Source organism: Streptomyces violaceusniger Tu 4113 (assembly GCF_000147815.2).
In the GTDB taxonomy this organism is placed as follows: domain Bacteria; phylum Actinomycetota; class Actinomycetes; order Streptomycetales; family Streptomycetaceae; genus Streptomyces; species Streptomyces violaceusniger_A.
This window is the reverse complement of record NC_015957.1, coordinates 9,973,033-9,995,821: the sequence shown is the minus strand read 5'-3', so window position 1 is coordinate 9,995,821 and position 22,789 is coordinate 9,973,033. Positions and strand designations below refer to the sequence as shown.

The 22,789-nt window shown below is 72.9% G+C and carries 15 protein-coding genes and 1 riboswitch; of the genes, 8 read left to right on the top strand and 7 right to left on the bottom strand.

Annotation, left to right across the window (positions count from 1 at the left end; translation table 11 throughout):
- Positions 1–761: 761 nt before the first annotated feature.
- Complete coding sequence (locus tag STRVI_RS40860) at positions 762–1,562, top strand: LuxR C-terminal-related transcriptional regulator (protein ID WP_014061428.1); 801 nt, start codon at positions 762–764, stop codon at positions 1,560–1,562.
- A gap of 72 nt (positions 1,563–1,634) precedes the next feature.
- Here STRVI_RS40860 and STRVI_RS40855 read toward each other — a convergent pair whose 3' ends face one another.
- Both STRVI_RS40855 and STRVI_RS40850 read right to left on the bottom strand, forming a co-directional pair.
- Positions 1,635–2,621 (bottom strand): SDR family NAD(P)-dependent oxidoreductase, encoded by a 987-nt coding sequence (locus STRVI_RS40855; RefSeq protein ID WP_014061427.1) that lies wholly within the window; start codon positions 2,619–2,621, stop codon positions 1,635–1,637.
- 203 nt (positions 2,622–2,824) lie between these two features.
- On the bottom strand, positions 2,825–3,853 hold the full coding sequence (locus STRVI_RS40850; RefSeq protein ID WP_014061426.1) for a C40 family peptidase: 1,029 nt from the start codon (positions 3,851–3,853) through the stop codon (positions 2,825–2,827).
- 334 nt (positions 3,854–4,187) lie between these two features.
- On the opposite strand from STRVI_RS40850, the gene STRVI_RS40845 reads away from it, so the two are divergent.
- Together STRVI_RS40845 and STRVI_RS40840 are read left to right on the top strand one after the other, a co-directional pair.
- On the top strand, positions 4,188–4,541 hold the full coding sequence (locus STRVI_RS40845; RefSeq protein WP_043237366.1) for a hypothetical protein: 354 nt from the start codon (positions 4,188–4,190) through the stop codon (positions 4,539–4,541).
- Positions 4,542–4,663: 122 nt separating this feature from the next.
- On the top strand, positions 4,664–5,473 hold the full coding sequence (locus STRVI_RS40840) for a L,D-transpeptidase (RefSeq protein ID WP_014061424.1): 810 nt from the start codon (positions 4,664–4,666) through the stop codon (positions 5,471–5,473).
- 111 nt (positions 5,474–5,584) lie between these two features.
- Here the strand turns inward: STRVI_RS40840 and STRVI_RS40835 are convergent, their stop codons facing one another.
- Positions 5,585–6,745, bottom strand: coding sequence for an NlpC/P60 family protein (locus STRVI_RS40835; RefSeq protein ID WP_014061423.1), 1,161 nt, complete (start codon positions 6,743–6,745; stop codon positions 5,585–5,587).
- A gap of 7 nt (positions 6,746–6,752) precedes the next feature.
- Positions 6,753–6,923: riboswitch (cyclic di-AMP (ydaO/yuaA leader) on the bottom strand.
- A gap of 173 nt (positions 6,924–7,096) precedes the next feature.
- On the opposite strand from STRVI_RS40835, the gene pcrA reads away from it, so the two are divergent.
- Positions 7,097–9,571, top strand: a complete 2,475-nt coding sequence (gene pcrA, locus STRVI_RS40830; protein WP_014061422.1) for a DNA helicase PcrA — start codon at positions 7,097–7,099, stop codon at positions 9,569–9,571.
- A gap of 80 nt (positions 9,572–9,651) precedes the next feature.
- Here pcrA and STRVI_RS40825 read toward each other — a convergent pair whose 3' ends face one another.
- Entirely contained in the window at positions 9,652–11,373 is a 1,722-nt protein-coding gene (locus STRVI_RS40825) for a M23 family metallopeptidase (RefSeq protein ID WP_043237359.1), read from the bottom strand.
- Between the two features lie 232 nt (positions 11,374–11,605).
- Positions 11,606–12,400, bottom strand: a complete 795-nt coding sequence (locus tag STRVI_RS40820) for a lipase family alpha/beta hydrolase (protein WP_014061420.1) — start codon at positions 12,398–12,400, stop codon at positions 11,606–11,608.
- A gap of 530 nt (positions 12,401–12,930) precedes the next feature.
- Here STRVI_RS40820 and STRVI_RS40815 point away from each other — a divergent pair.
- Positions 12,931–13,341: a cobalamin B12-binding domain-containing protein gene (locus tag STRVI_RS40815; protein ID WP_014061419.1), complete on the top strand. Its 411-nt coding sequence runs from the start codon at positions 12,931–12,933 to the stop codon at positions 13,339–13,341.
- Between the two features lie 945 nt (positions 13,342–14,286).
- On the opposite strand, the gene STRVI_RS40810 is transcribed toward STRVI_RS40815, so the two are convergent.
- Both STRVI_RS40810 and STRVI_RS40805 read right to left on the bottom strand, forming a co-directional pair.
- Positions 14,287–15,978 carry a DUF5691 domain-containing protein gene (locus tag STRVI_RS40810; RefSeq protein ID WP_014061418.1) on the bottom strand — a complete coding sequence of 564 codons (1,692 nt, stop codon included), beginning with the start codon at positions 15,976–15,978 and terminating at the stop codon, positions 14,287–14,289.
- The gene (locus STRVI_RS40805; protein ID WP_043241447.1) at positions 15,975–17,414 is read right to left on the bottom strand and encodes an SWIM zinc finger family protein; all 1,440 of its coding nucleotides are present in this window, start codon (positions 17,412–17,414) and stop codon (positions 15,975–15,977) included. Before STRVI_RS40805 ends, STRVI_RS40810 begins: the two co-directional genes overlap by 4 nt.
- Before the next feature lie 137 nt (positions 17,415–17,551).
- Between STRVI_RS40805 and STRVI_RS40800 the strand changes: the two genes are divergently transcribed.
- From STRVI_RS40800 to STRVI_RS40790, 3 genes are read left to right on the top strand one after another with little or no spacing between them, the layout of a single operon-like run.
- Positions 17,552–18,706: an ATP-binding protein gene (locus STRVI_RS40800; protein WP_014061416.1), complete on the top strand. Its 1,155-nt coding sequence runs from the start codon at positions 17,552–17,554 to the stop codon at positions 18,704–18,706.
- On the top strand, positions 18,703–21,378 hold the full coding sequence (locus STRVI_RS40795; protein WP_014061415.1) for a DUF5682 family protein: 2,676 nt from the start codon (positions 18,703–18,705) through the stop codon (positions 21,376–21,378). Before STRVI_RS40800 ends, STRVI_RS40795 begins: the two co-directional genes overlap by 4 nt.
- Positions 21,375–22,721, top strand: coding sequence for a VWA domain-containing protein (locus STRVI_RS40790; RefSeq protein WP_014061414.1), 1,347 nt, complete (start codon positions 21,375–21,377; stop codon positions 22,719–22,721). The genes STRVI_RS40795 and STRVI_RS40790 overlap by 4 nt, the downstream gene beginning before the upstream one ends.
- Positions 22,722–22,789 lie beyond the last annotated feature (68 nt).

Sequence of the window (22,789 nt, the reverse complement as noted above, 5' to 3'; positions counted from 1 at the left end):
GCGGCCTCCCGGCCTTCGGCGGCAGCACCCCTGCTTTCGGTGGCTTGTCGGCCTTCGGCGGCGGCACCGCGGCCTTCGGCGGCGGCACCGCGGCCTTCGGCGGTCCGCGTGCAATGGCGGCTCAGGCGGCCCCGGCTGACGTCCCCGTGGCGGGCCGTGTCCCTACGGGGGGTGGCGCTTTCGCGGCGGGCGGCGGGTCTGCGGCGGGTGGCACTCCGGCCTTCGGCGGCACCCCTGCCCTCGGCGGACCGCGTGCAACGGCGGCCCAGGCGGCCCCGGCTGACGTTCCCGTGGCGGGCGGTGTCCCCATGGGGGGTGGCGCTTTCGCGGCGGGTGGCACCCCGGCCTTCAGGGGCAGCACCCATGCTTTCGGTGGCTTGTCGGCCTTCGGCGGCGGCACCGCGGCCTTCGGCGGCGGCACCGCGGCCTTCGGCGGCGGCACCGCGGCCTTCGGCGGTCCGCGTGCAATGGCGGCTCAGGGGGCCCCGGCTGACGTCCCCGTGGCGGGCGGTGTCCCTACGGGGGGTGGCGGGTCTGCGGCGGGTCGCTCTCGCGTGCCTGGCGGCGCCTCCGCGGCGGCTGGCTCTCGGGCGACCGGCGGCTCCGGCCGGGCCTCCGTGCCCGGTGGCATGGCTGCGACTGGCAGAACCCCCGCCTCCAGCGGCACGGCGGGCAGCCCGGGCACGGCGGGCAGCCCGAGCACGGGGGCGTCGGGCCGCACGAGCGGCACGGGCATGGCAGGGGCCACGGGAGGCGCGGGTATGGCAGGCGGCACGGGAGGCCCCGGCAAAGGCGGCCCGGGCCGCCCGGGCGCGGCGGGACCGGCCCCGGCCGGTGGCGTTCCCGCCGCGCCCGGTCCGGTGGGGGCCGGGGGCGCCGGGGGCGGCGATGCCGCCGTGCCGCGCCGCGTGCGCGTCGTGCTCGTGGACGACCACCGGATGTTCCGTACCGGGGTGCAGGCCGAGATCGGGGAGACGGACCGGACCGGCGTCGAGGTGGTCGGCGAGGCCGCCGACGTCGACCAGGCCGTGACCGTGATCACCGCGACCCGCCCCGAGGTCGTGCTGCTCGACGTCCACCTCCCCGGCGGGGGCGGCGTCGAGGTGCTGCGCCGCAGCGCCTCGCTGATGGCCGACCAGGAGCGCCCGGTGCGTTTCCTCGCGCTCTCCGTCTCGGACGCCGCCGAGGACGTCATCGGGGTCATCCGCGGCGGCGCCCGCGGCTATGTGACCAAGACCATCACCGGCACCGACCTCGTCGACGCGATCTTCCGGGTCTCCGAGGGCGACGCGGTCTTCTCGCCGCGCCTGGCCGGTTTCGTCCTCGACGCCTTCGCCTCCACCGACGCTCCGCCCGTGGACGAGGACCTGGACCGGCTCACCCAGCGCGAGCGCGAGGTGCTGCGCCTCATCGCGCGCGGTTACGCCTACAAGGAGATCGCCAAGCAGCTGTTCATCTCGGTGAAGACGGTCGAGAGCCATGTCTCGGCGGTGCTGCGCAAGCTCCAGCTCTCCAACCGCCATGAGCTGACCCGCTGGGCGACGGCCCGCCGCCTGGTCTGAGCGCAGTTGACGGTGACGCGGGTCGTTTCGAGACCGCGGAACTCAAGGACTACGCGCCGTGGCCGCTGGGCCTCACCCGAGGCCGAACTCCGGCTCGACCCCCGTCAGGTCGCGGCTCGCCGACCACAGGCGGGCCGCGACCTCCGCATCCGCCAGATGACCTCGGACGGGCCGGAGGCGGGGGGTGCCGCGGAGGCCGAAGATCCTCGGGGCCCACAGTTGGCCGCCGCTGACGGACGGGTCGAGGACTGCCCGTACGGCGCTCCAGGCGGCCGCCTCCTTGCCCTGGACGAGGATTCCGGCGGGCAGCCCGCGCAGCCGTTCGCCGGTCGTGGGGGCGTGGAGGGGCGGGCGGGGCGGGGTGAGGGAGTCGAGCGCGCCACCGGGGTGGGTGACCACGCTCCGCACCGTGTTGCCGGCCGCTCTCAGACGGCGGTCGAGTTCGAAACCGAAGAGCATCTGGGCCAGTTTCGACCGTCCATAGGTGCGGTCCGGCCGGTAGTCCTGGCTGCTCTCGAGGTCGTCCAGGTCCAGCCGCTCGGACGTGGCCGCGAAGCTGCCCGTGGTGACGACCCGGCCCTCGGGGGCGGCAGCGAGCAGCGGTGCCAGCCAGTGGGTCAGCGCGAAGTGCCCGAGGTGGTTGATCCCGAACATTGCCTCATGGCCGTCCCCGGTCTCCCGGCGGGGCGGCTGGTCGAACTTCACCCCGGCGTTGTGGACGACCGCGTCCAGACGGTCCGTCCGCAGGGCTTCCGCGGAGGCTTTGAGCGAGGCGAGGTCGGCGAGGTCCAGTCGGATCTGCCGCACCCGGGCGTCGGGGACCCGGGAGCGGATCGAGGCCGCGGCGGCGTCCGCCTTGTCCGCGTCCCGGCTGCCGAGGACGACGGTGGCTCCCGTAGCGGCGAGCTGTTCGGCGACGAAGTACCCGATCCCCGCGTTGCCGCCGGTCACCAGAAAGGTCTTACCGTCGGCACGCGGCAGCCGATGGACGTCCCATGGCGCGGTCGAGGCATCAGTCGAGGCTTCGTTCGGGGCTTCGGACGAGTCGGTGGAAGGCATGGGGACTCCTGGTGTTGGTGAGGGCGGGCCGGCGACCGAATGTGGCTGACGCGGACACATGTCAGCCTTACGGCCGCTACCGACGCCCCACCGACAGAGCGCCGTCAGCCGGTGGTGCCCGCCGACAGATCGCCGCTCAGGCGAACCCGGAACCCACCGCCCCCATGGGGCCGGCCGGGGGCGGCTGCACCGGCCCGAAACACCTACGCCGGGCGGGCCGCTCCCGCGAAGGGCATGTCGGCGACGGAGGCCACCCGGACGGGGGCGCCCGGGCGCGGGGCGTGGATGATGCGGCCGTCACCGATGTAGAGGCCCACATGGCTGACGCCGGAGTAGAAGAAGACCAGGTCGCCGGGGGCCAGTTGGTCGCGCGTGACGCGCCGGCCGGCGTCGATCTGGGTGTAGGTGGTGCGGGGCAGGGCGACCCCGGCGGCGCGCCAGGCGGCCTGTGTGAGCCCCGAGCAGTCGTAGCCGTGGGGGCCGGTGGCGCCCCAGACGTACGGCTTGCCGAGGGCCGCGTAGGCGTAGGAGACGGCGCGGGCGGCGCGGCCCGCGGTGGGGGAGGCGGTGCCGTCGGCACCGGCCTTGTCGCCGTCCTGGGCCGCCAGCAGGCGCTGCCGCTGCTCGAGGGTCAGCCGGTCGAGGAGGCGATCGGCGGCGGCGAGCCTTTGCTGGACGGTCCGCTTGTGGTGGGCGGCCGCCGTCTGGGAGGCGCGCAGAGCGGCGAGGCGGTCGGCCGCCTCGCCGCGGACCTGGCGTAATTTCCGCTCCTGACGGCCGACGGAGGCGATCAGGGCGGCCTGGCGGTTCCCCGCGCGCTCGGCGAGCGAGGCGCGCTGAAGGTACTGGCCGGGGGAGGAGGACAGGGCGAGCTGGAGGGCCGGGGCGATCGTCCCCGAGCGGTACTGGGCGGTGGCGAAGGCGCCGAGGGCGTTGCGCGCGGCGTTGAGCCGGGTGGTGCGGCGGGCGGCCTGGTCGCGCAGCGCGTCCAGCGCCGCGCGGGCCTTGTCGGCCTTGTCCTTCGCGCCGTTGTACCGCTCGGTGGCCTCCTCGGCCTGCCGCTGGTACTGATCGACCTTCGCCTTCACCTGCGCGGGGGTGAGGCGGTTCTCGGCGTGCCCGGTGCCGTCGAGGAGGGTGGCGGACGCGGCGCCGGTGAGGGCGAGGAGCGCGGCCGCGCGGGCGGTGCTGCTGGTGAGCGAGCGCTGCTTGGGCTTCCTGTGCGACGCCACTGCGGCGGTTCACCTTGTCTTTCTTGGGCATTCCAGGAAATTCCGCAGATCCTGGACCCTTGTGGGGAGCGGACGGACAGGTGGCAGTCCGCCGTGAGGCGGGGACCCTCAGTTGACGGGAAGCGGACTGCCACCTGGAGGAGGAAGTTAGGCCGAAAAGCGGGGGCCGTGCGGGGGATTGAACGGGAGTGCACGGATTTCGTCGCTCCCGTGACGGCGGCTGATCGCCCGGCGAGTGGGGTGGTCGGGAGTGTGGGGCTGCCGTGACCGAAGCGCCGATACGGGCCCACCCGAGTGCCGGGTGATGATATGCGCGCGGTTAGTCTCCGGAGCCATGGACGTACTCATTCACGTGTTCGTCGGCCTGCACATCGTCGGCATCGGCGCGCTGCTCGGCGGCTTCTTCTCGCAGCTCAAGGCGATGGGGGCGGGCGAGGCCCGGATGACCCCGGCGATGCTGCACGGCGCGCTGACCATGCTGGTCACCGGCGCGGCGCTGGTCGGGCTCAATCAGGCCGACGGCAACAGCGTCAACAACATCAAGATCGGTGTGAAGCTGGCGCTGCTGATCGTGGTCCTCGGCCTGGTGTATGTGAAGCGCGACGAGGAGAAGGTGGAGTCTGCCGCCTTTGGCGCGGTGGGCGCCTTGACAACGGCAAACATTTTCATCGCCGTGCTGTGGATCTGATGAGGTGATCATCTGAGGTGATCCCGAGACAATTCCGACACCTTTTCGACACGAACCTGAGGCAACCGTTTGCACTCGCGAGCTGTCCTGGTAAAAAGGCGAGGCAGTCGAAAGGAGTGGCCATGGGGACAGTGGGGGCAGTCAGAAGCGGGCATGGTCGGCGTGGCCGGCGCGCGGGCCTCGTGCTGGGGCTGGCGGGGATGACGGTGCCGCTCGCGGTCGCCGTCGCCGGTCCGGCACAGGCTCAGGCACGGCCGGCCCAGGCACGGCCGGCCCAGGCACGGCCGCTGGGCAGGTCGGCCGGGTCGGTGACACCGGCGACCATGGCCGCGTCGTCGTGCACGACCAGCGTGGGGCCGTACCAGAGGCAGGCCGAGCGGTTCCTGGGCCGCCCGGTGGACGGGCGACAGTCGCGGGCGGACTGTCTCGCGATCCAGAAGTTTCAGGTCAACCACGGCATCAGCCCGACGATCGGCTACGCGGGCCCGATCACCTGGGGCGTGATGAGCCTGATCAACACCCAGAAGGCCGCCGGACACAACCCGAACGCGGCGAAGAAGTGCCCGACCAACAAGGGCCGCATCGCCTGCGTGGACCTCACCCGGCAGCTCAGCTGGGTCCAGGACGGCTCCCGGCTGGTCTACGGGCCGGTGCCGGTGCGGTCCGGGCGGAACGGCTTCGAGACCCGCACCGGGCTGAAGAAGATCTACTGGCGGAACATCGACCACTGGTCGACGCTCTACAAGGTCGCCATGCCCTACAGCCAGTTCTTCGACGGCGGTCAGGCGTTCCACTCGATCGCCGGGAGCGTATGGTCCCCGCCCGGCTCCCACGGCTGCGTCAACATGCGCACGGGCGAGGCCAAGAAGTACTGGAGCCTGCTGAAGAACGGCGACGACGTGTACGTCTACGGGCGCAAGCCCGGCACGTGAACGGCACATGAGCCGATGACGTGACGATGCCGCTGCCCGGGGCCCCGACCCCGGGCAGCGGCACGCCAGGGGCCCGCACGGCCCCCTCGCGTCCTACGCGACCCCCATGCCCTACGCGGGCCGCACGCTCCCGTAGATCGGCATCTCCGTGACCGGCGCCTTCTTCACCACATCGCCCGGCTTCGGCGCGTGGATCATCATCCCGTCGCCGATGTAGAGGCCGACATGGCTGATGTCGTCGAAGAAGAAGACCAGATCGCCCGGCTGGAGTTCGGACGTCGAGACGCGCGTACCGACCTTCACCTGGTCCCAGGTGGTGCGCGGCAGTGAGATCCCGGCCGTCTTCCAGGCCGCCTGCGTCAGCCCTGAGCAGTCGAAGGAGCTGGGACCGGTCGCGCCCCAGACATACGGCTTGCCGAGCTGCGACTTCGCGAAGGCGATGGCCTGGGCCGCCTTGGAGCTGTTGGCGGGGGTCGAGGGCGTCGTCGAACCGGCGCCGCTGTCCCCGTTCTGCTGCTCCTGCTGCTTCTTGCGCGAGGCCTCCTGCCGCTGCTTCTCGGCGAGCGCGGCCGCCTTACGGCGGGCCTCTTCCGCCTTCTTCTTCTCGATCGCCGCCAGTCGCGCCTTCTCCTTGGCGGTCAGATTCGCGAGCAGCCGCCGGGCCTCGGTCAGCTTGTCCTGGACGGTCTTCTTCTGGGTCTTGAGCTGCTTCTGGGACGTGGTCAGCGAGGCGAGGCTCTCGCTGGCCTTACCGCGCTCCTTGGCGGCGCTCGCCTGCTGCTTCTGGAAGTCGTCGACGGCCTGCTTCTGCCGACCGGTCAGCCGGTCGATCAGATGCGACTGGTCGAAGACGTCCTGCGGATCGTTGGAGAACAGCAGGGTCGCGGCGGAGCGGGCCATTCCGCCGTCGCGGTACTGGGCGGTGGCGTAGGCGCCGAGCGTGCGCCGCGCCTCGTTGAGCTTCTCGGTGCGCTGGGCGACGGAGTCCAGCAGCTTGTCGACCTTGTCCCGCTGCTGATCGGCGCGCTCCTTGGCGCCGTTGTAGCGCTGGGTGGCGCTCTCCGCCTGGTGGTAGAGGGTGTCGACCTTCTCCTTGACCTTGTCGATCGACTGGGTGGCCGGCTTGGGGTCGTCGCCCGGCGCGGCGTTGGCCGTCTGGGAGAGGAGGGTGACGGAGGCGAGGGCGGCCGTGGTGAACCCGACGGCCGTACGGCGGCCGTGACCGGTGAGCGGGGCCGGTATTCGGCTCCGCGGCTTGCGGTGCGACGCCAAGGGAGGCGCTCCTTCCGTGGACCGCCTACCGGGTTAGCTGTCGGGTTCGGGCGGTACGGAAGGTTGCCCTACGGCCGTGTTCGGGCGGCACTTGCGTGCCACGCCGCTTCGGGCCGATTCACCCCGGTGTTGCGTTGTCGGGTCCCCGGCTCCGGGCGCCTTACGGCGGTGCCGGACTCGGCGGAGGCCGCCCGTGCCGACGTGGTTCGCCGACGGATCTTCCGGGCCGCCTGACGCAGGACGGTAGCCAACGCGTGGGGCTCCTGTGAAGACTGGTGGCCGTTTTGCCCGAAACCGTTTCGTGATGTTCGGGCATCGGCTGTCAGTGGGGCGGCCTAGACTCGGGGAGCGATGAGCAGCCTCTTTGACGACAGCTTCCTGGCGGACCTCGGGCCTCCTTCGAACGAGGAGCCACCACCGCCGCCCGAGGACTCGGCGCACCCCGGCCCCGATGGTGCCGAGGCCGTGCCGCATCACCTCTTCAGCGGCGGCTTCGACGCGCCCGTGCCCCGGGAGGCGCACTACCGGGACGGCGCGCCGCGGCCCGTCGTGGACCCGTCCGCCCTGCTCGACGGGTTGAACGAGCAGCAGAGAGCCGCCGTGGAGCACACCGGCTCGCCGCTGCTGATCGTCGCGGGCGCCGGCTCCGGCAAGACCCGGGTGCTCACCCACCGCATCGCCTATCTGCTCGGCGCCCGCGGCACGCACCCCGGCCAGATCCTCGCCATCACCTTCACCAACAAGGCGGCGGGCGAGATGAAGGAGCGGGTGGAGGAGCTCGTCGGCCCGCGGGCGAACGCCATGTGGGTCTCCACCTTCCACAGCGCCTGCGTCCGCATCCTGCGCCGGGAGTCGAAGAAGCTCGGCTTCACCTCGTCGTTCTCGATCTACGACGCCGCCGACTCCAAGCGGCTGATGTCGCTGGTCTGCCGGGATCTGGATCTCGACCCCAAGCGGTTCCCGCCGAAGTCCTTCAGTGCCAAGGTCTCCAACCTGAAGAACGAGCTGATCGACGAGGAGACCTTCGCCGGACAGGCCACGGACGGTTTCGAGAAGACGCTGGCCGAGGCGTACGCGATGTACCAGGCGAGGCTGCGCGAGGCCAACGCACTGGACTTCGACGACATCATCATGACCACCGTCAATCTGCTCCAGGCGTTCCCGGACGTGGCCGAGCACTACCGCCGCCGCTTCCGGCACGTCCTGGTGGACGAGTACCAGGACACCAACCACGCGCAGTACACCCTCGTGCGCGAGCTGGTGGGCACGGACACCGAGGAGACCACGGCCGCCGAGCTGTGCGTGGTGGGCGACGCCGACCAGTCGATCTACGCCTTCCGGGGCGCCACGATCCGTAACATCCTCCAGTTCGAGGAGGACTACCCCACCGCGCGGACGATTCTCCTCGAGCAGAACTACCGCTCCACCCAGACCATCCTGAGCGCGGCCAACGCGGTCATCGAGCGCAATGAGAACCGCCGCCCGAAGAACCTGTGGACCGAGGCCGGCGCCGGGACCGAGATCACCGGCTATGTGGCCGACACCGAGCACGACGAGGCCCAGTTCGTCGCCGACGAGATCGACCGGCTCACGGACGCGGGCGACGCCAAGGCCGGTGACGTGGCGGTCTTCTACCGGACCAACGCCCAGTCCCGTGTCTTCGAAGAGATCTTCATCCGGGTCGGGCTGCCGTACAAGGTCGTCGGCGGTGTGCGCTTCTACGAGCGCAAGGAGGTCCGGGACGTCCTCGCGTATCTGCGGGTGCTGGCCAACCCCGAGGACTCCGTACCGCTCCGCCGGATTCTGAACGTGCCCAAGCGCGGCATCGGGGAGCGCGCGGAGGCCATGATCGACGCGCTGGCGCTGCGCGAGAAGATCACCTTCCCGCAGGCGCTGCGCCGGGTCGACGACGCGTACGGCATGGCGGCCCGCTCGGCCAACGCCGTCAAGCGGTTCAACACGCTCATGGAGGAGCTGCACACCATCGTGGAGTCCGGGGCGGGCCCGGCGACCGTCCTGGAGGCGGTGCTGGAGCGCACCGGCTATCTGGCCGAGCTCCAGGCGTCCACCGATCCGCAGGACGAGACCCGGATCGAGAACCTGCAGGAGCTCGCCGCCGTGGCCCTGGAGTTCGAGCAGGACCGCGGCGAGGAGAACCCCGGCACCCTCGCGGACTTCCTGGAGCAGGTCGCGCTCGTCGCCGACTCCGACCAGATCCCCGACGAGGACACCGATGGCTCCGGCGTGATCACACTGATGACGCTGCACACGGCGAAGGGCCTGGAGTTCCCGGTCGTCTTCCTCAGCGGCATGGAGGACGGCGTCTTCCCGCATATGCGGGCGCTCGGCCAGACCAAGGAGCTGGAGGAGGAGCGGCGGCTGGCCTATGTGGGGATCACCCGGGCCCGCGAGCGGCTCTATCTGACCCGCTCGACGATGCGCAGCGCATGGGGCCAGCCCGCGTACAACCCGCCGTCCCGCTTCCTGGAGGAGATCCCGGACCAGTATGTGCGGTGGCGGCGCACCGGGCCCGCCACCCCGTCGGCGTCCATGGGCGGCATCGCCTCGACCCCGCCGTCGGGGCTGTCGTCCGGTCTGTCGTCGTCGCGTTCGCGCGCCGGGGGCAGCGGGTTCGCGACCCGGCGGGCCACGGAGCGTCCGGTGGTCGCGCTGGCCATCGGTGACCGGGTCACCCATGACTCGTTCGGGCTCGGCACGGTGGTGGCGGTGAAGGGCAGCGGGGACAACGCGGAGGCGACGATCGACTTCGGCGAGGAGAAGCCGAAGCGGCTGCTGCTGCGGTACGCACCGGTGGAGAAGCTGTAGCCGCAGCGGCCCGAGCGCTGAGGCTGTAGCGCGCCGGTGGCGCGCTACAGCGAGCGGTCAGGGGCCGGGGCCCGGATCGGTCAGGTCGGGTCGAGGCCCTGGCCGCGCAGCCAGGGCAGCGGGTCGATGGCCGAGCCACCGCCGGGGTGGACCTCGAAGTGCAGATGCGGGCCGGTGGAGTTACCGGAGTTCCCGGAGTACGCGATGGTATCCCCGGCCTTGACGGTGCCGGAGCGGATCTTGGCGCTACTGAGGTGGCAGTACCAGGTCTCCGTGCCGTCCGGGCTGGTCAGGAGGACCATGTTGCCGTAGGCGTCGTTCCACTGCGTCGTCACGGTGCCGTCGGTGGCGGCCATCACGGGCGTGCCGTAGCTCACCGGGAAGTCGATGCCGGTGTGCACGGACATCCAGTTGATACCGGCCTGGCCGAACATGGCGCTCAGGCCGTGCTGGGCGACGGGCAGCGCGAACTTCGGGCGCAGCGCCTCCTTGCGCGCCGCCTCGGCGGCCTTGCGCTTCTTCTCGACGGCCTGACGCGCCTGGAGGTCGATCCGCTCCTGGGTGCGGCTGGCGCGGTCGCGGAAGTCGTCGGCGCCCTCCCGGACCCCGGCGAGCTGGGAGTCCAGCTTGCTGTTGGCCACGGAGGGCTTCACGGGGGCCGCCGCGGTGTCGGGGGCGGCCTGAGTGGTGGACTCGTCCTTCTTGTCGCTTCCCACGCCGCTGACGGAGGCGGCGGCCACAGCGGTGACGCCCAGGGCGCAGACGGAGGGGACGGCGACGGTGAGGAGCGCGGAGCGCTTGGGGCGGGGCGAGGGGGTACGGCGGCGACCGCGGCTCGCCTCCCGGCGGGGGGAGGGGGCGGATTCCCGCACGGCCGCCGCCTCGGGTTCAGGTTCCGCCTCGGGGTCCGGCTCGTACGACTGGTCGGAGTTGTGGACCGGGTCGAAGACGGCGGTGTGCTCGAAGGAGCCGGTCTGCTCGGCGGCGGTGGCCTGCTCGAACGCGGCCGTCTCGTCGAACGCGGCCGTCTGCTCAAAGGCGTTGGCCTCGAAGGCGTTCGGCTGCTCGAAGCTGTTCGGCTCGTGCTCGGGTTGGCGCTGGTGCTGGTCGAACCCTGTCTGGTCGAGCCCGGGGTGGTGGTCCAGGCCCTGCTGGTCGAAGCCCGAGTGGTCGAACCCCGGCTGGGCCGGCCCCGAGTGGTCGTGGTGCTGCGCCTCGTCCACGGTCCCGTAGGCGGAGGTGTCCCAGAACTGGGTCTGGCCGGTGTCCACGCCCGAGGTGTACGCCTCGGCCTCGTACCCCGCGCCCTGGTCCCACTGACCCGGCATCTCGGTGTGGCCGGTGGCGCCCGTGTCCCAGGCGCCGATGTCCCACTGGGCGCCGGTTTCGGCGTCCTGCTGGGCGGGGATGCCGGTCGGCAGGTGATACCCGGCGGCGGCCCACATCGCGGTGGTGTCGTAGGAGCCGGAGTCGTAATGAGTGGCGTCGTACTGGGCCGCGTTGTAGTGGCCCGTGTCGTACGACCCGGTCTGCTGCTGGCCGACGGCGCCCCACTGCGAGGCGTCGTACTGACCGCTGTGGGCGCCCTGCGCGTCGTCGTACGCGCCCGGGAGCGTGCCGAAGAGCGGGTCGCCGTCGCCGTAGGCCGTGGCCAGGTGGGCGAAGCTGCCGGTGGAATAGCCGTCATACCCGGCGTAGCCGTGCGCTGTGTCCTGTCGCTGGCCGTAGGCCTCGTCGTACGGATACGAGGCGTCAGGAGCGGGGACGGTCGGAGGGGCCCCCGACGGGTGACGGTCGTTCACCACCAACTTCTCTTTCGCCTCGGCTGCAGGAGAATTAGCGGCGACTGTACCCGGCGGTACGCGGCAGCGACAATCTTCCGTGACTTTTGAGCAGTACGGCAAAGGGCATTTGGCCGTCTTTCGGTTGACTGTACGCAGTTCCTTGGCCGGGTGTTCGATTGGCGTTCGGCAATTTCGGGCCTGCTGAACTACCGGGAGAGGGCCTTGTACCGCCGTTCGGCAGTCCCTCGACTCATGCCACCGAGACCGTGCCGGAGGCGTCAGTCGGCGCCTCGTCGGCGGCATCCAGGGCCTCGCGGATCCGTACGGCCACGGAGGAATGCACCGCCAGGGCGAGATGTCCGATTCCGTTGACGCGGATGTTCTGGGAGATCACATCCGGATGGTCTATCCGGGCCGTCTCCGCCGGGATCATCAACTGATCCACATCGCTCCAGAAAGCGATGAAACGCGTACGGCAATCAGGGGCAGGTTGCCGCAACTCCGTTATCACCTCGGAGTCCGGGCACATCTGGCGCACGAGTGGATGTGCGGACAACAAGGGCGCGATACGGGTGCCGCTGTGCGGGGTGCCGAGCGTCACCAGGGTGTGGACGCGGGCGTCCCCGCCAAGACGCTGGACGTAGTAACGGGCGATCAGACCGCCCAGGCTGTGCCCGATGACATCCACCTGGCCATGGCCGGTGCGGGCGCAGACCTCCTCGACATGGCGGCCGAGCAGCGCGGCGGCGGTGCGCAGATCGCACAGCAGCGGCGAGTAGTTGAGCGCCTCGATGTGCAGCCGGCCGTGGCGGCCGAGCGAGCGGCGCAGCGGTACGAAGACGGACCGGTTGTCGATGAAGCCGTGGAGAAGCAGGACGGGCCGATGGGCCCGGCCGTCCGTGGGCAGGCGCGCCGCCGCGCCGGGCGGCGGCGGAGCGGGCGGGCGCTCCTGGCGCAGCCCGGTCGGGTAGAGCAGCAGATGCCCGGCGAGCAGTGCCAGGTCGAGGGCGATGGCCCGGAGCTGCCGGATCTGTACGAGGCCCATGGCGGCCGACCTCCCGCAATGCGGCGCACAGGAGGCGGCTGGCGGCTCCCCCCGTATGCCCTCATGGGCAGCCGGTCGCTTCGGGCGTGCTTCGGCCGTGGTCATGAGCCCCGGTCATGAGCCCGGGGCAGGGCGCCGGTCAGGGCGCTTGGTCAGGGCGGCTTCGGCCGTGCGGTGGCCCGATGTCCTCCGGCACCGCATGGGGAAGGCGCGCTGTGACCGCATGACGCAGGACCGCCCGTCGCACCGCGGCGCCATGCGGCTCTCGACGGCGCTGCGCGGTGCGACGGTCCCCGCTGCGGCTCCCCTGGTGTGGCCGGCCCGAAGCGTATGCGGCGTCCGCGCGGTGGATGCGCGGCGTGCGCGGATGCGGATGCGGGTACGGGTGCGGCCTTCAGTGAACGTGTCCCACGTGTAATTTCCCCCTCGCGGCGCGCCGCGAAACTGCCGGGTAGGGGATGCTGGGGATAACGTTCGTTCACGTCGATGCGGGCGATGGCTCGAAGGGCTTGAAGAGCTTGGAGGCTGCGATGGGTGTGACCGGTCCGATCCGTGTGGTGGTGGCCAAGCCGGGGCTGGACGGCCATGACCGTGGGGCGAAGGTGATCGCGCGGGCGCTGCGCGACGCGGGCATGGAGGTCATCTACACCGGGCTCCACCAGACGCCCGAGCAGATCGTCGACACCGCCATCCAGGAGGACGCCGACGCGATCGGGCTGTCCATCCTGTCCGGTGCCCATATGACCCTGTTCGCCAAGGTGCTGGAGCTGCTGCGGGAGCGCGAGGCGGAGGACATCAAGGTCTTCGGCGGCGGGATCATCCCCGAGGCGGACATCCGCCCGCTCAAGGAGCAGGGCGTCGCGGAGATCTTCACCCCGGGCGCGACGACGACGTCCATCGTGGAGTGGGTACGCGAAAACGTCCGCCCGGTAGCCGCCTGACCTGCCGGTTCGGCGTGAGGCGTACGGCGCCGAGCTGTACGGCGCTGGGCCGTGGGGTGCTGGACGGTACGGTGCCGGGTCGTGCGGCGCCGAGCTGTACGGCGCTGGGCCGTGGGGTGCTGGACGGTACGGTGCCGGGTCGTGCGGCGCTGGGCTGTGCGGTGCCGGGCAGTGCGGCGCTGGGCCGTTCCGCGTCGGCCGTACGGCGGCACGTTGTGCCCCGGTGGTGCCTAGCCCCGTGGGGGTGGACGTCCATTTCGCAGCCCGCAGCCCGCAGCCCGCAGCCCGCAGCCCGCAGCCCGATGCCTGGGCCCAGCCACCGAGCCTGACCCCCGGGCCCGCCGGAGCCTGACGCCCAGGCCCGCCGGAGCCTGGTGCCCTGGCCCGAGTCCGGGGCTGGTGCCTGGGCTCGCCCCGGAGGCTGATGGCCGAGCCGGACCCGGAGCCTGACGCCCAGGCCCGAGTCCGGGGCTGGTGCCTGGGCTCGCCCCGGAGGCTGATGGCCGAGCCGGACCCGGAGCCTGACGCCCAGGCCCGAGTCCGAGGTTGATGCCTGGGCTCGCCCCGGAGGCTGATGGCCGAGCCGGACCCGGAGCCTGACGCCCTGGCCCGACTCCGTGGCTGACGCCCGAGCCCGACCCGGAACCCGACCGGGCCCGGAGTTCGACCGGCACCGCCCCCTCGGGGGCAGGACCGGATCCCGGGGCCCGACTGGGTCCGGAGTTCGACCGGCCCGGAGTCGATTGGAGGCGCCGGAGCCCGACTGGATCCCTGGACACGGCCGGATCCCGGAGCACCTCCGGCCCTGGCACGCACGCGGGCCACGGAGCATTACCGGCTCGGGCACGGCAGCAGCCCGCGCACGACCGGAGGTCAGGGCGTCCGCGGGCCCTCGAGCACGCGGGAGGCCAGGGCATCCGCGGGCCCCCGGGGCCGCTTCGCCGATCACGCCGGTTCGAGTTCGGCTTGCATGGCTGCCCTCAGCCGGAGTGTGCCCACCAGCCGCTGGAACGCCTCCGCCCAATAGCCCCCGGCCCCCGGCGCCGCCCCCTCCGACTCGTCCGGTATCGCCGTCAGCACCTCGAGCCGATCCGCCTGTGCCGGGTCCAGACAGCGCTCGGCCAGGCCCATGACCCCGCTGAAGCTCCAGGGGTAGCTGCCCGCGTCCCGTGCGATGTCCAGTGCGTCGACGACGGCCCGGCCCAGCGGCTCGGCCCAGGGCACCGTGCACACCCCGAGCAGCCGGAAGGCGTCGGACAGCCCGTGGGACGCGATGAACTCGGCCACCCACTCCGCCCGCTCCCGGGCGGGCAGCGCGGACAGCAGCTTCGCCGGGTCCCGCCAGGCGGCGGGGGCCGCCTCCCCGGCGGTGACCGGCGCCACCGCCGGGGTGCCGAGCAGCGCGCGGCACCACTCCGCGCTGCGCTGCCGCACCGCGGCCCGGCACCAGGCCGCGTGCAGATCCGCCTGCCAGCCGTCCGCTACGGGCAGCGCCACGATCTCGGCGACGCCGCGACCGCCGAACCACGCGCTCCAGCGGTCCAGCGGGGTCGCCTCCACCAACTGGCCCAGCCACCACGACCGTTCCCCCCGGCCCGAGGGCGGCTTGGGCACGATGCCGTCGCGCTGCATTCCGCTGTCGCATTCGTCCGGCGGCCGGACGGTTATCCATGCGGCGGCGGTCGGCTTGTCAGCGGTCAGCCCGCCGGTGGCCGGCTCACCACCGGTCAGCTCACCGTCGCTCACCTCGTCGGTGGTCAGCGAGACGCAGCCCCGCGACCGCTCGGCCATGCGCGCGGCGAGCGCCGAGCCGGGGAGCGCGGAGAGCAGCTCGGCGGCGGTCGCCCGGACGTTCCGGCTGCGGTCGGACAGCGCCTGTTCGAGGAACGGCTCATCGGAGGGAGAGAGGTCGTCGCGCAGCGAGTCCAGGAACATCAGCCGGTCCTCGGCCCGCTCGGTCGACCAGGTGCCGCTGAGCAGGGCCAGCCCCGCCGCCGGGTCGCGGTGGCGCGCCGCCGCCAGCAGCGACACCCGCTCGGCGAACAACCCCTCCTCCCACAGCCGCTGTTCATCGTCCGGGCCGGTGGCCGCCCCGGACGGCTCCGGGAGCGGTGTGGTAGCCCGGCCCGCCGTGCCCCGCAGCGCGAACTTCCAGTCCGCGTTGAGCCGGGCCAGCCACAGCGCGCGCGGCCCGCCGAGTGTCAGTGCCTCGGGCCGCAGATCGGTACGGGCACGGGCCGCGTCGAGAAGGGCCGGGAGCAGCGCGTCGGGCACGCGATAGCCGTGGTGATTGGCCAGGGCGAGCCACTGCGGCAGCAGCTCGGCGAGGTCGGGCGCAGAGCGCGGACCGCCGCGCCCCGGCGCCGAGCGGTCGGCGAGCAGCATCGCCAGCCTGCTGCGGGCGGCGGTGGGCAGCGCCGGACGCGGATCCTCGGGCGCCCGGCCGGGCCCCGGCCGGGCGGGCGCGGGCCGCAATCCGGCCCGCCGCCGCACGGTGCTGAGCGCGGCCGCGTCCAGCAGGGCGGACGGCGTGTCCTGCCCGGGGCGCGGCGCGACGGGCGGGGTGCGCCGCTCGGTGCCGAGCAGCGCGGCCGCGACGAGATCGTCCCAGGACGCGGTGGGGGTCGTAGTGGTCAACGGGTGCCTCCCTGCGCTGCCGTGTCGATGAGCGGGACGGGGGTCGGGTCCCAGGCCGTGAGGGGCGAGAAGCCGCGATGGCCGCACTCCCCGAAGACGGTGACCGGGCCACCGCCGGATATGGCCATGAGCTGCCACAGATCGGTGCGCCCCGCACACCGCGGATCGACGGGCAGCGCAGAGCGGCTCCGCTCATCCGCAAGCTGCCAGCCGCCGTCCCCCGGGACCGGCACCACATCGGCGAGCACGACCGGCCAGCCGTCCAGCCACGGATCCTCCCCGAGCGCCGCCCCATAGCCCGCGAGCGCGGTATCGACATCGCACCCCTCGGGGGCCGACGGCGACGTGGGCGATGGGGCGGGCGGCAACTCCCCGTGCCGGGTGCCGATCGCGGCCCGCAGGGGCCGGGCCGCCGGGTAGTACGTGAGGTCGGCGTCGAGGACCAGACCGGTGGGCAGGGCGAGCTCCGGGGACTGGCCGGGGGCGCTGAACGAGAGCAGCAGCGCCATACGGTGTGTGCGCTCGCCGCGCAGCCAGATCCTGCGGGTGGTCAGCCTGCCGTCCGTGCCGTCCTGGCGGCCCAGGACCAGCCAGCGGTCCCGGACCGGCTCCCCGGTCGCCAGCAGCTCGGCCACCGGCGTCGTAAGGCCCACGCGGGTGCGCGTGGTGGCGGCCAGCTTCTCCGGGAGGCGGTCCAGGTGGAGGAAGCCCTGGTTGAGGAGGTGGGCCAGCGCGCACTCCTCCAGCAGCCGGGCGGGCCACCCCGGGCCGGACGACGGAATCGCGGCCAGCTCCCGCACCCGCGTCTCGAGACCCGGAGCCTGGGCGTCGACCATCCGCGCGGCCGTCTCGTCCCACGCCCCGTACCCGGCGCGGTCGGCGGAGGCCAGACCGTCGCGGAGCAGATCGGCGAGCCGCCGCTCCAACTCCGTGGCGCCCGCGGCGATGCGCTGGGCCCGCCGCTCGGCGCGGCGGCGGGCCGCCTCCGGATCGGCCGTGCCTCCGCTCTCCCCTCTCCCCGCGCCGTCCCCCGTCTCGCCGCCGCGGCCCGGGCCCCCATCCAGGGCCGCGGCGGCGAGCTTCTCGGCCCGCTCCCGCCGGTCGCCGAGCCACTGCTCGGCCCACTCCGGCGGCTCCCCGCCCCCGGGCACGCCCCCCTCGCCGGATGTCCACAGCAGCAGCAGGCCCAGCGCGTGCTTGCACGGGAACTTCCGGCTCGGACAACTGCACCGATAACCGGGCCCGTTCAGATCGACCACCGTCTGGTACGGCTTGCTGCCGCTGCCCGAGCACAGCCCCCACACCGCTTGGCCGTGCGCGCCCGCGCCCGACCACGTGCCGGCCGCGGCGAGCTTGCCGCCCGCCGTGCGTGACGTGGCGTCAGGTGCCAGGGCCAGCACCTGCTCCGCCGTCCAGCGTTCCCCCTGCGGATTCATGTCTGCGACGGTACGGGCACCCACTGACAATTGCCCTGACCTGGGCGTTCGTTGACCGGGGCCCGGTTGTCAGTGGGGTGGTGCAGGGTGGTTCACACGTCCGGAAACGGAACGAGGAAACAAGTCGTGGGGGAGCTGTGACCGTCACTGTGCCCGGAACCGAATCCACCGACACCAGCGCAGCGGCAGGGCCCACCGAGGCCGCCGGAGCCGCGGAAGCGCTGCGTCCACATGCGGAGGATGTCTTCGCCGACGAGCTGAGCGCGCTCGCCGCCGCCGACGACCGTCCGCGGCCCGCGCGGTGGCGGCTGTCGCCGTGGGCGGTCGCCACCTATCTGCTCGGCGGCACGCTGCCCGACGGCACCGTGATCACACCCAAGTACGTGGGCCCGCGCCGCATCGTCGAGGTCGCCGTCACCACCCTCGCGACCGACCGCGCACTGCTGTTGCTGGGTGTGCCCGGCACTGCCAAGACGTGGGTCTCGGAGCATCTGGCGGCCGCGGTCAGCGGCGACTCGACCCTGCTGGTCCAGGGCACCGCCGGGACACCCGAGGAAGCCATCCGGTACGGGTGGAACTACGCCCAGCTCCTCGCCCACGGCCCGAGCCGCGACGCGCTCGTGCCGAGCCCGGTGATGCGCGCGATGACGGACGGCATGACCGCGCGCGTGGAAGAGCTGACACGCATCCCGGCCGATGTGCAGGACACGCTGATCACCATCCTGTCCGAGAAGACGCTGCCGATCCCGGAGTTGGGGGAGGAGGCCCAGGCGGTCCGCGGATTCAACCTGATCGCGACCGCCAACGACCGCGACCGCGGGGTCAACGAACTCTCCAGCGCCCTGCGCCGCCGCTTCAACACGGTCGTGCTGCCGCTGCCCGCCACCCCGGAGGACGAGGTCGACATCGTCTCCCGCCGCGTCGCCCAGATCGGCCGCTCGCTGGAGCTCCCGGAGCTCCCGGAGGGCGTCGAGGAGATCCGCCGGGTGGTCACGGTCTTCCGCGAGCTGCGCGAGGGAGTCACCGGCGACGGCCGTACGAAGCTGAAGTCGCCCTCGGGCACGCTGTCGACGGCCGAGGCCATCTCCGTGGTCACGGGCGGCCTCGCCCTCGCCGCCCACTTCGGCGACGGCGTGCTGAGGGCGGGCGATGTGGCCGCGGGCATCCTGGGCGCGGTCGTCCGCGACCCGGCGGCCGACCGCGTCATCTGGCAGGAGTATCTGGAGACCGTGGTCCGCGAGCGCGACGGCTGGAAGGACTTCTACCGCTCGTGCCGAGAGGTGACCGCATGACGGGCGCCCCACGGGCGTGGGCCGCGGGCCCGCTGCTGCTGGGCGTGCGCCATCACGGGCCCGGGTCGGCGCGGGCGGTGCGGGCGGCACTGGAGGCGTGCGCACCGCGCGTAGTGCTGATCGAGGGGCCGCCGGAGGCGGACGCGATCGTGCGGCTCGCCGCCGAGAAGGACATGCGCCCGCCCGTCGCGCTGCTCGCCCATGCCGCGGACGACCCGGGGCGCGCCGGATTCTGGCCGCTGGCCGGGTTCTCCCCGGAGTGGGCGGCCATCCAATGGGCGCTGACCCACGAGGTCCCCGTACGGTTCATCGACCTTCCGGCGGCCAACTCGCTGGCCATGTCGGCGAAGCAGACCCCGGCGGCCACGCCCGCTCCGGCGGGGCCGCCCGCCCCGGCGGCTCTGCCCGCCCCGGCCGGTTCGCCCACTCCGGACGGTCCGTCCACACCGCCCGCTCCGCTCGATCCGGTGGACCTGGGCGACCAGGTCGCTCCGGGCGGCGTCGGCTCCGCCGAGCGGCTGCGCGTCGATCCGCTGTCCGTCCTCGCCGAGGCGGCCGGATACGACGACCCGGAGCGCTGGTGGGAGGACGTTATCGAGCACCGGGGCACCGGCGGCGCGGAGGCGTTCGCGGCCGTGGCGGAGGCCATGGAGGCGCTGCGCGCCGCGTACGGGCACGGCGGGCACGAGGACGACGCCGTGCGCGAGGCCCATATGCGGCTGCGGCTGCGCGAGGCGCGGCGGGAGTTCGGGGACGAGGTCGCCGTCGTCTGCGGGGCCTGGCACGTACCGGCGCTGGGGGAGCGGACCACCGCGACCGCCGACCGGAAGCTCCTCAAGGGGCTGCCCAAGGTCAAGGCCGAGATCAGTTGGGTGCCCTGGACACACCGGAGGCTGGCCCGGCACAGCGGATACGGGGCGGGCATCACCTCGCCGGGCTGGTACGACCATCTCTTCCACGCCCCGGACCGGCCCGTTGAGCGTTGGCTCACCAAGGTCGCCGGGCTGCTCCGGGACGAGGACTTCGCGGTGTCCTCGGCCCATGTCATCGAGGCCGTAAGGCTCGCCGAAACGCTGGCCGCGATGCGCGGACGTCCGCTCGCCGGGCTCGCCGAGACCCTCGACGCCGTAAGGGCGGTGATGTGCGAGGGCTCCGATGTGCCGATGGCGCTGGTGTGGGACCGGCTGGTGGTCGGCGATGTCCTGGGCGAAGTGCCCGAGTCGGCTCCGGCGGCGCCGCTCCAGCGCGACCTGACGCGCACCCAGCGCTCGCTGCGGCTCAAGCCCGAGGCGCTGGAGCGCGAGCTGGAGCTGGACCTGCGCAAGGAGACCGACGCCGGGCGCAGCTGCCTGCTGCACCGGCTGCGGCTGCTCGGGGTCGACTGGGGCAGCCCGGCCGTCTCCCGAGGCAGCACCGGCACCTTCAGGGAGACCTGGCGGCTGCGGTGGGAGCCGGAGCTGTCGGTGCGGGTCGCCGAAGCGGGAGTGTGGGGCACCACGGTGCTGTCGGCGGCCACCGCCAAGGCGGAGACCGAGGCCCGGAGCGCCAAGGGGCTCGCCGAGGTGACCGAGCTGGCCGAGCGCTGTCTGCTCGGCGCGCTCTCCGGGGCCCTTCCCGTGGTGATGCGCTCGCTCGCCGACCGGGCCGCGCTCGACGCGGACGTCGGCCACCTCGCCCAGGCCCTGCCCGCTTTGGTGCGCTCGGTGCGCTACGGGGACGTACGGGGCACCGACACCGCCGCGCTCGGCGAGGTCGCGGTGGGGTTGGCCGAGCGCATCCTGGTCGGGCTGCCGCCCGCCTGCGTCGGCCTCGACGCCGACGGCGCCGCCGAGATGCGCGGCCACATGGAGGCCGTGCACCGGGCGATCGGACTGCTGTCGGAGACGGAGACAGGGACACAGCCAGAGCCGGAGACCGGGGCAGAGCCGGAGGTGGGGACCGGGACACAGCCGGAGGTGGGGACCGGGGCACAGTCAGAGCCGGGGACCGAGGCACAGCCAGAGGTGGGGACGGGGGCAGAGCCGGAGGCCTGGCCGACGGCAGAGACGCAGCCGCGGCCGCGGGTCCACACGCGCACGGCGGAGGCGCAAGCGGCCGGGTCCGGCGCCGCCGACGGCCTGCGGGGGCGCTGGGCGGCCATGCTGCGCTCGCTCGCCGGGCGGGACGGCACCCCCGCCACCCCCGGGCTGATCCGGGGCCGCGCCGCGCGGCTGCTGCTGGACGATGCCCGGCTCGCCGAGGACGAGGCGGCCCGGCTGATGGGGCTCGCGCTCTCGCCCGGCACCGAGCCGCCCGAAGCGGCCTCCTGGATCGAGGGGTTCATCGGCGGCGGTGCGGGCGGCGGCATGCTGCTCGTCCACGACGAGCGGCTGCTCGGCCTGGTCGACCGCTGGCTGATTTCCGTTCCCGCCGAGGCGTTCACCGACGTCCTGCCCCTGCTGCGGCGCACCTTCTCCGCGTACGACACGGGCGTGCGCCGCACCCTGGGCGAGCTGGTCCGCCGGGGCCCCGCGGCCGAGGGGCACTCCGGCGGTCAAGGCGCCCCTGCCGCGCCGGGCTTCGGCCCCGGGCTGGACCCGCACCGCGCGGCGGCCGTCGTCCCGACGGTGCGCCTGCTGCTGGGCCTCGATCCCGTCCTGTACGGCAACGACACCATGGAGGCAGCCCGATGACACAAGGCGACCCTCACGGTGACGCCGGCCTTCACGGTGACGCCGGCCTTCACGGTGACGCCGGCCTTCACGGTGACGCCGGCCTTCACGGTGACGCCGAGCTTCACGGCGAGGCCGACCACAACCACGGTCGGGGCCAAGGCGATCAGGAACGGCTGCGGCGCTGGCGGCTGGTGCTCGGCGGCCAGGGCGCCGACGGCACCGGCTGCTCGCTCAGCGGGGCCGACGCCGCCATGGACCGCACCCTTGAAGCCCTCTATGGCTCCGGGGGCGGTGCCGGCCACGGCGGCGGTGGCACGGTCGCCGGGCGCAGTGGCGGCCCCCAGGGCGCGGCGAGCGGTGCGCGCTCCGGCGGGCTCGGCGGCTCCGCGCCCCAAGTGGCCCGCTGGCTCGGCGACATCCGTACGTACTTCCCCACCTCCGTCGTCCAGGTCATGCAGCGCGACGCCATCGACCGGCTGGGGCTCTCCGCCCTGCTGCTGGAGCCGGAGATGCTGGAGGCCGTGGAAGCGGACGTCCACCTCGTGGGCACCCTGTTGTCCCTCAACAAGGCGATGCCGGAGACGACCAAGAACACCGCTCGGGCCGTCGTCCGTAAGGTCGTCGAGGATCTGGAGAAGCGGCTGGCGACCCGCACCCGCGCCACCCTCACCGGAGCGCTCGACCGCTCCACCCGGATCAGCCGCCCGCGCCACCGGGACATCGACTGGGACCGCACCATCCGGGCCAACCTCAAGAACTACCTGCCCGCGCACCGAACGGTCGTCCCCGAGCGGCTCATCGGATACGGGCGGGCGGCGCGCGGGGTGAAGAAGGACGTGGTGCTGTGCGTCGACCAGTCGGGGTCGATGGCCGCGTCCGTGGTCTACGCCTCGGTTTTCGGCGCCGTGCTCGCCTCGATGCGTTCCCTGGCCACCCGGCTGGTCGTCTTCGACACCTCCGTGGTCGACCTGACCGATGAGCTCGACGATCCGGTGGACGTCCTCTTCGGCACCCAACTCGGCGGCGGCACCGACATCAACCGCGCGCTGGCCTACTGCCAGTCGAAGATCACCCGGCCCGCCGACACCGTCGTCGTCCTCATCAGCGACCTCTACGAGGGCGGTATACGCGAGGAGATGCTGGGGCGGGTCGCCGCGATGAAGGCGTCCGGGGTGCAGTTCGTGACGCTGCTCGCGTTGTCCGACGAGGGGGCGCCGAGTTACGACCGCGAGCATGCGGCGGCGCTCGCCGCGCTGGGCGCGCCCGCCTTCGCCTGCACCCCCGATCTCTTCCCGGAGGTGATGGCGGCGGCCATCGAACGACGCCAACTGCCCATACCGGACATGGCGATCCATCAGTGATCCGGGGCTTGCGCCGACCCCTGTGGGTCGTGCAAGGATCAACCCCGTCGCCCAGGACGTGAATCCAG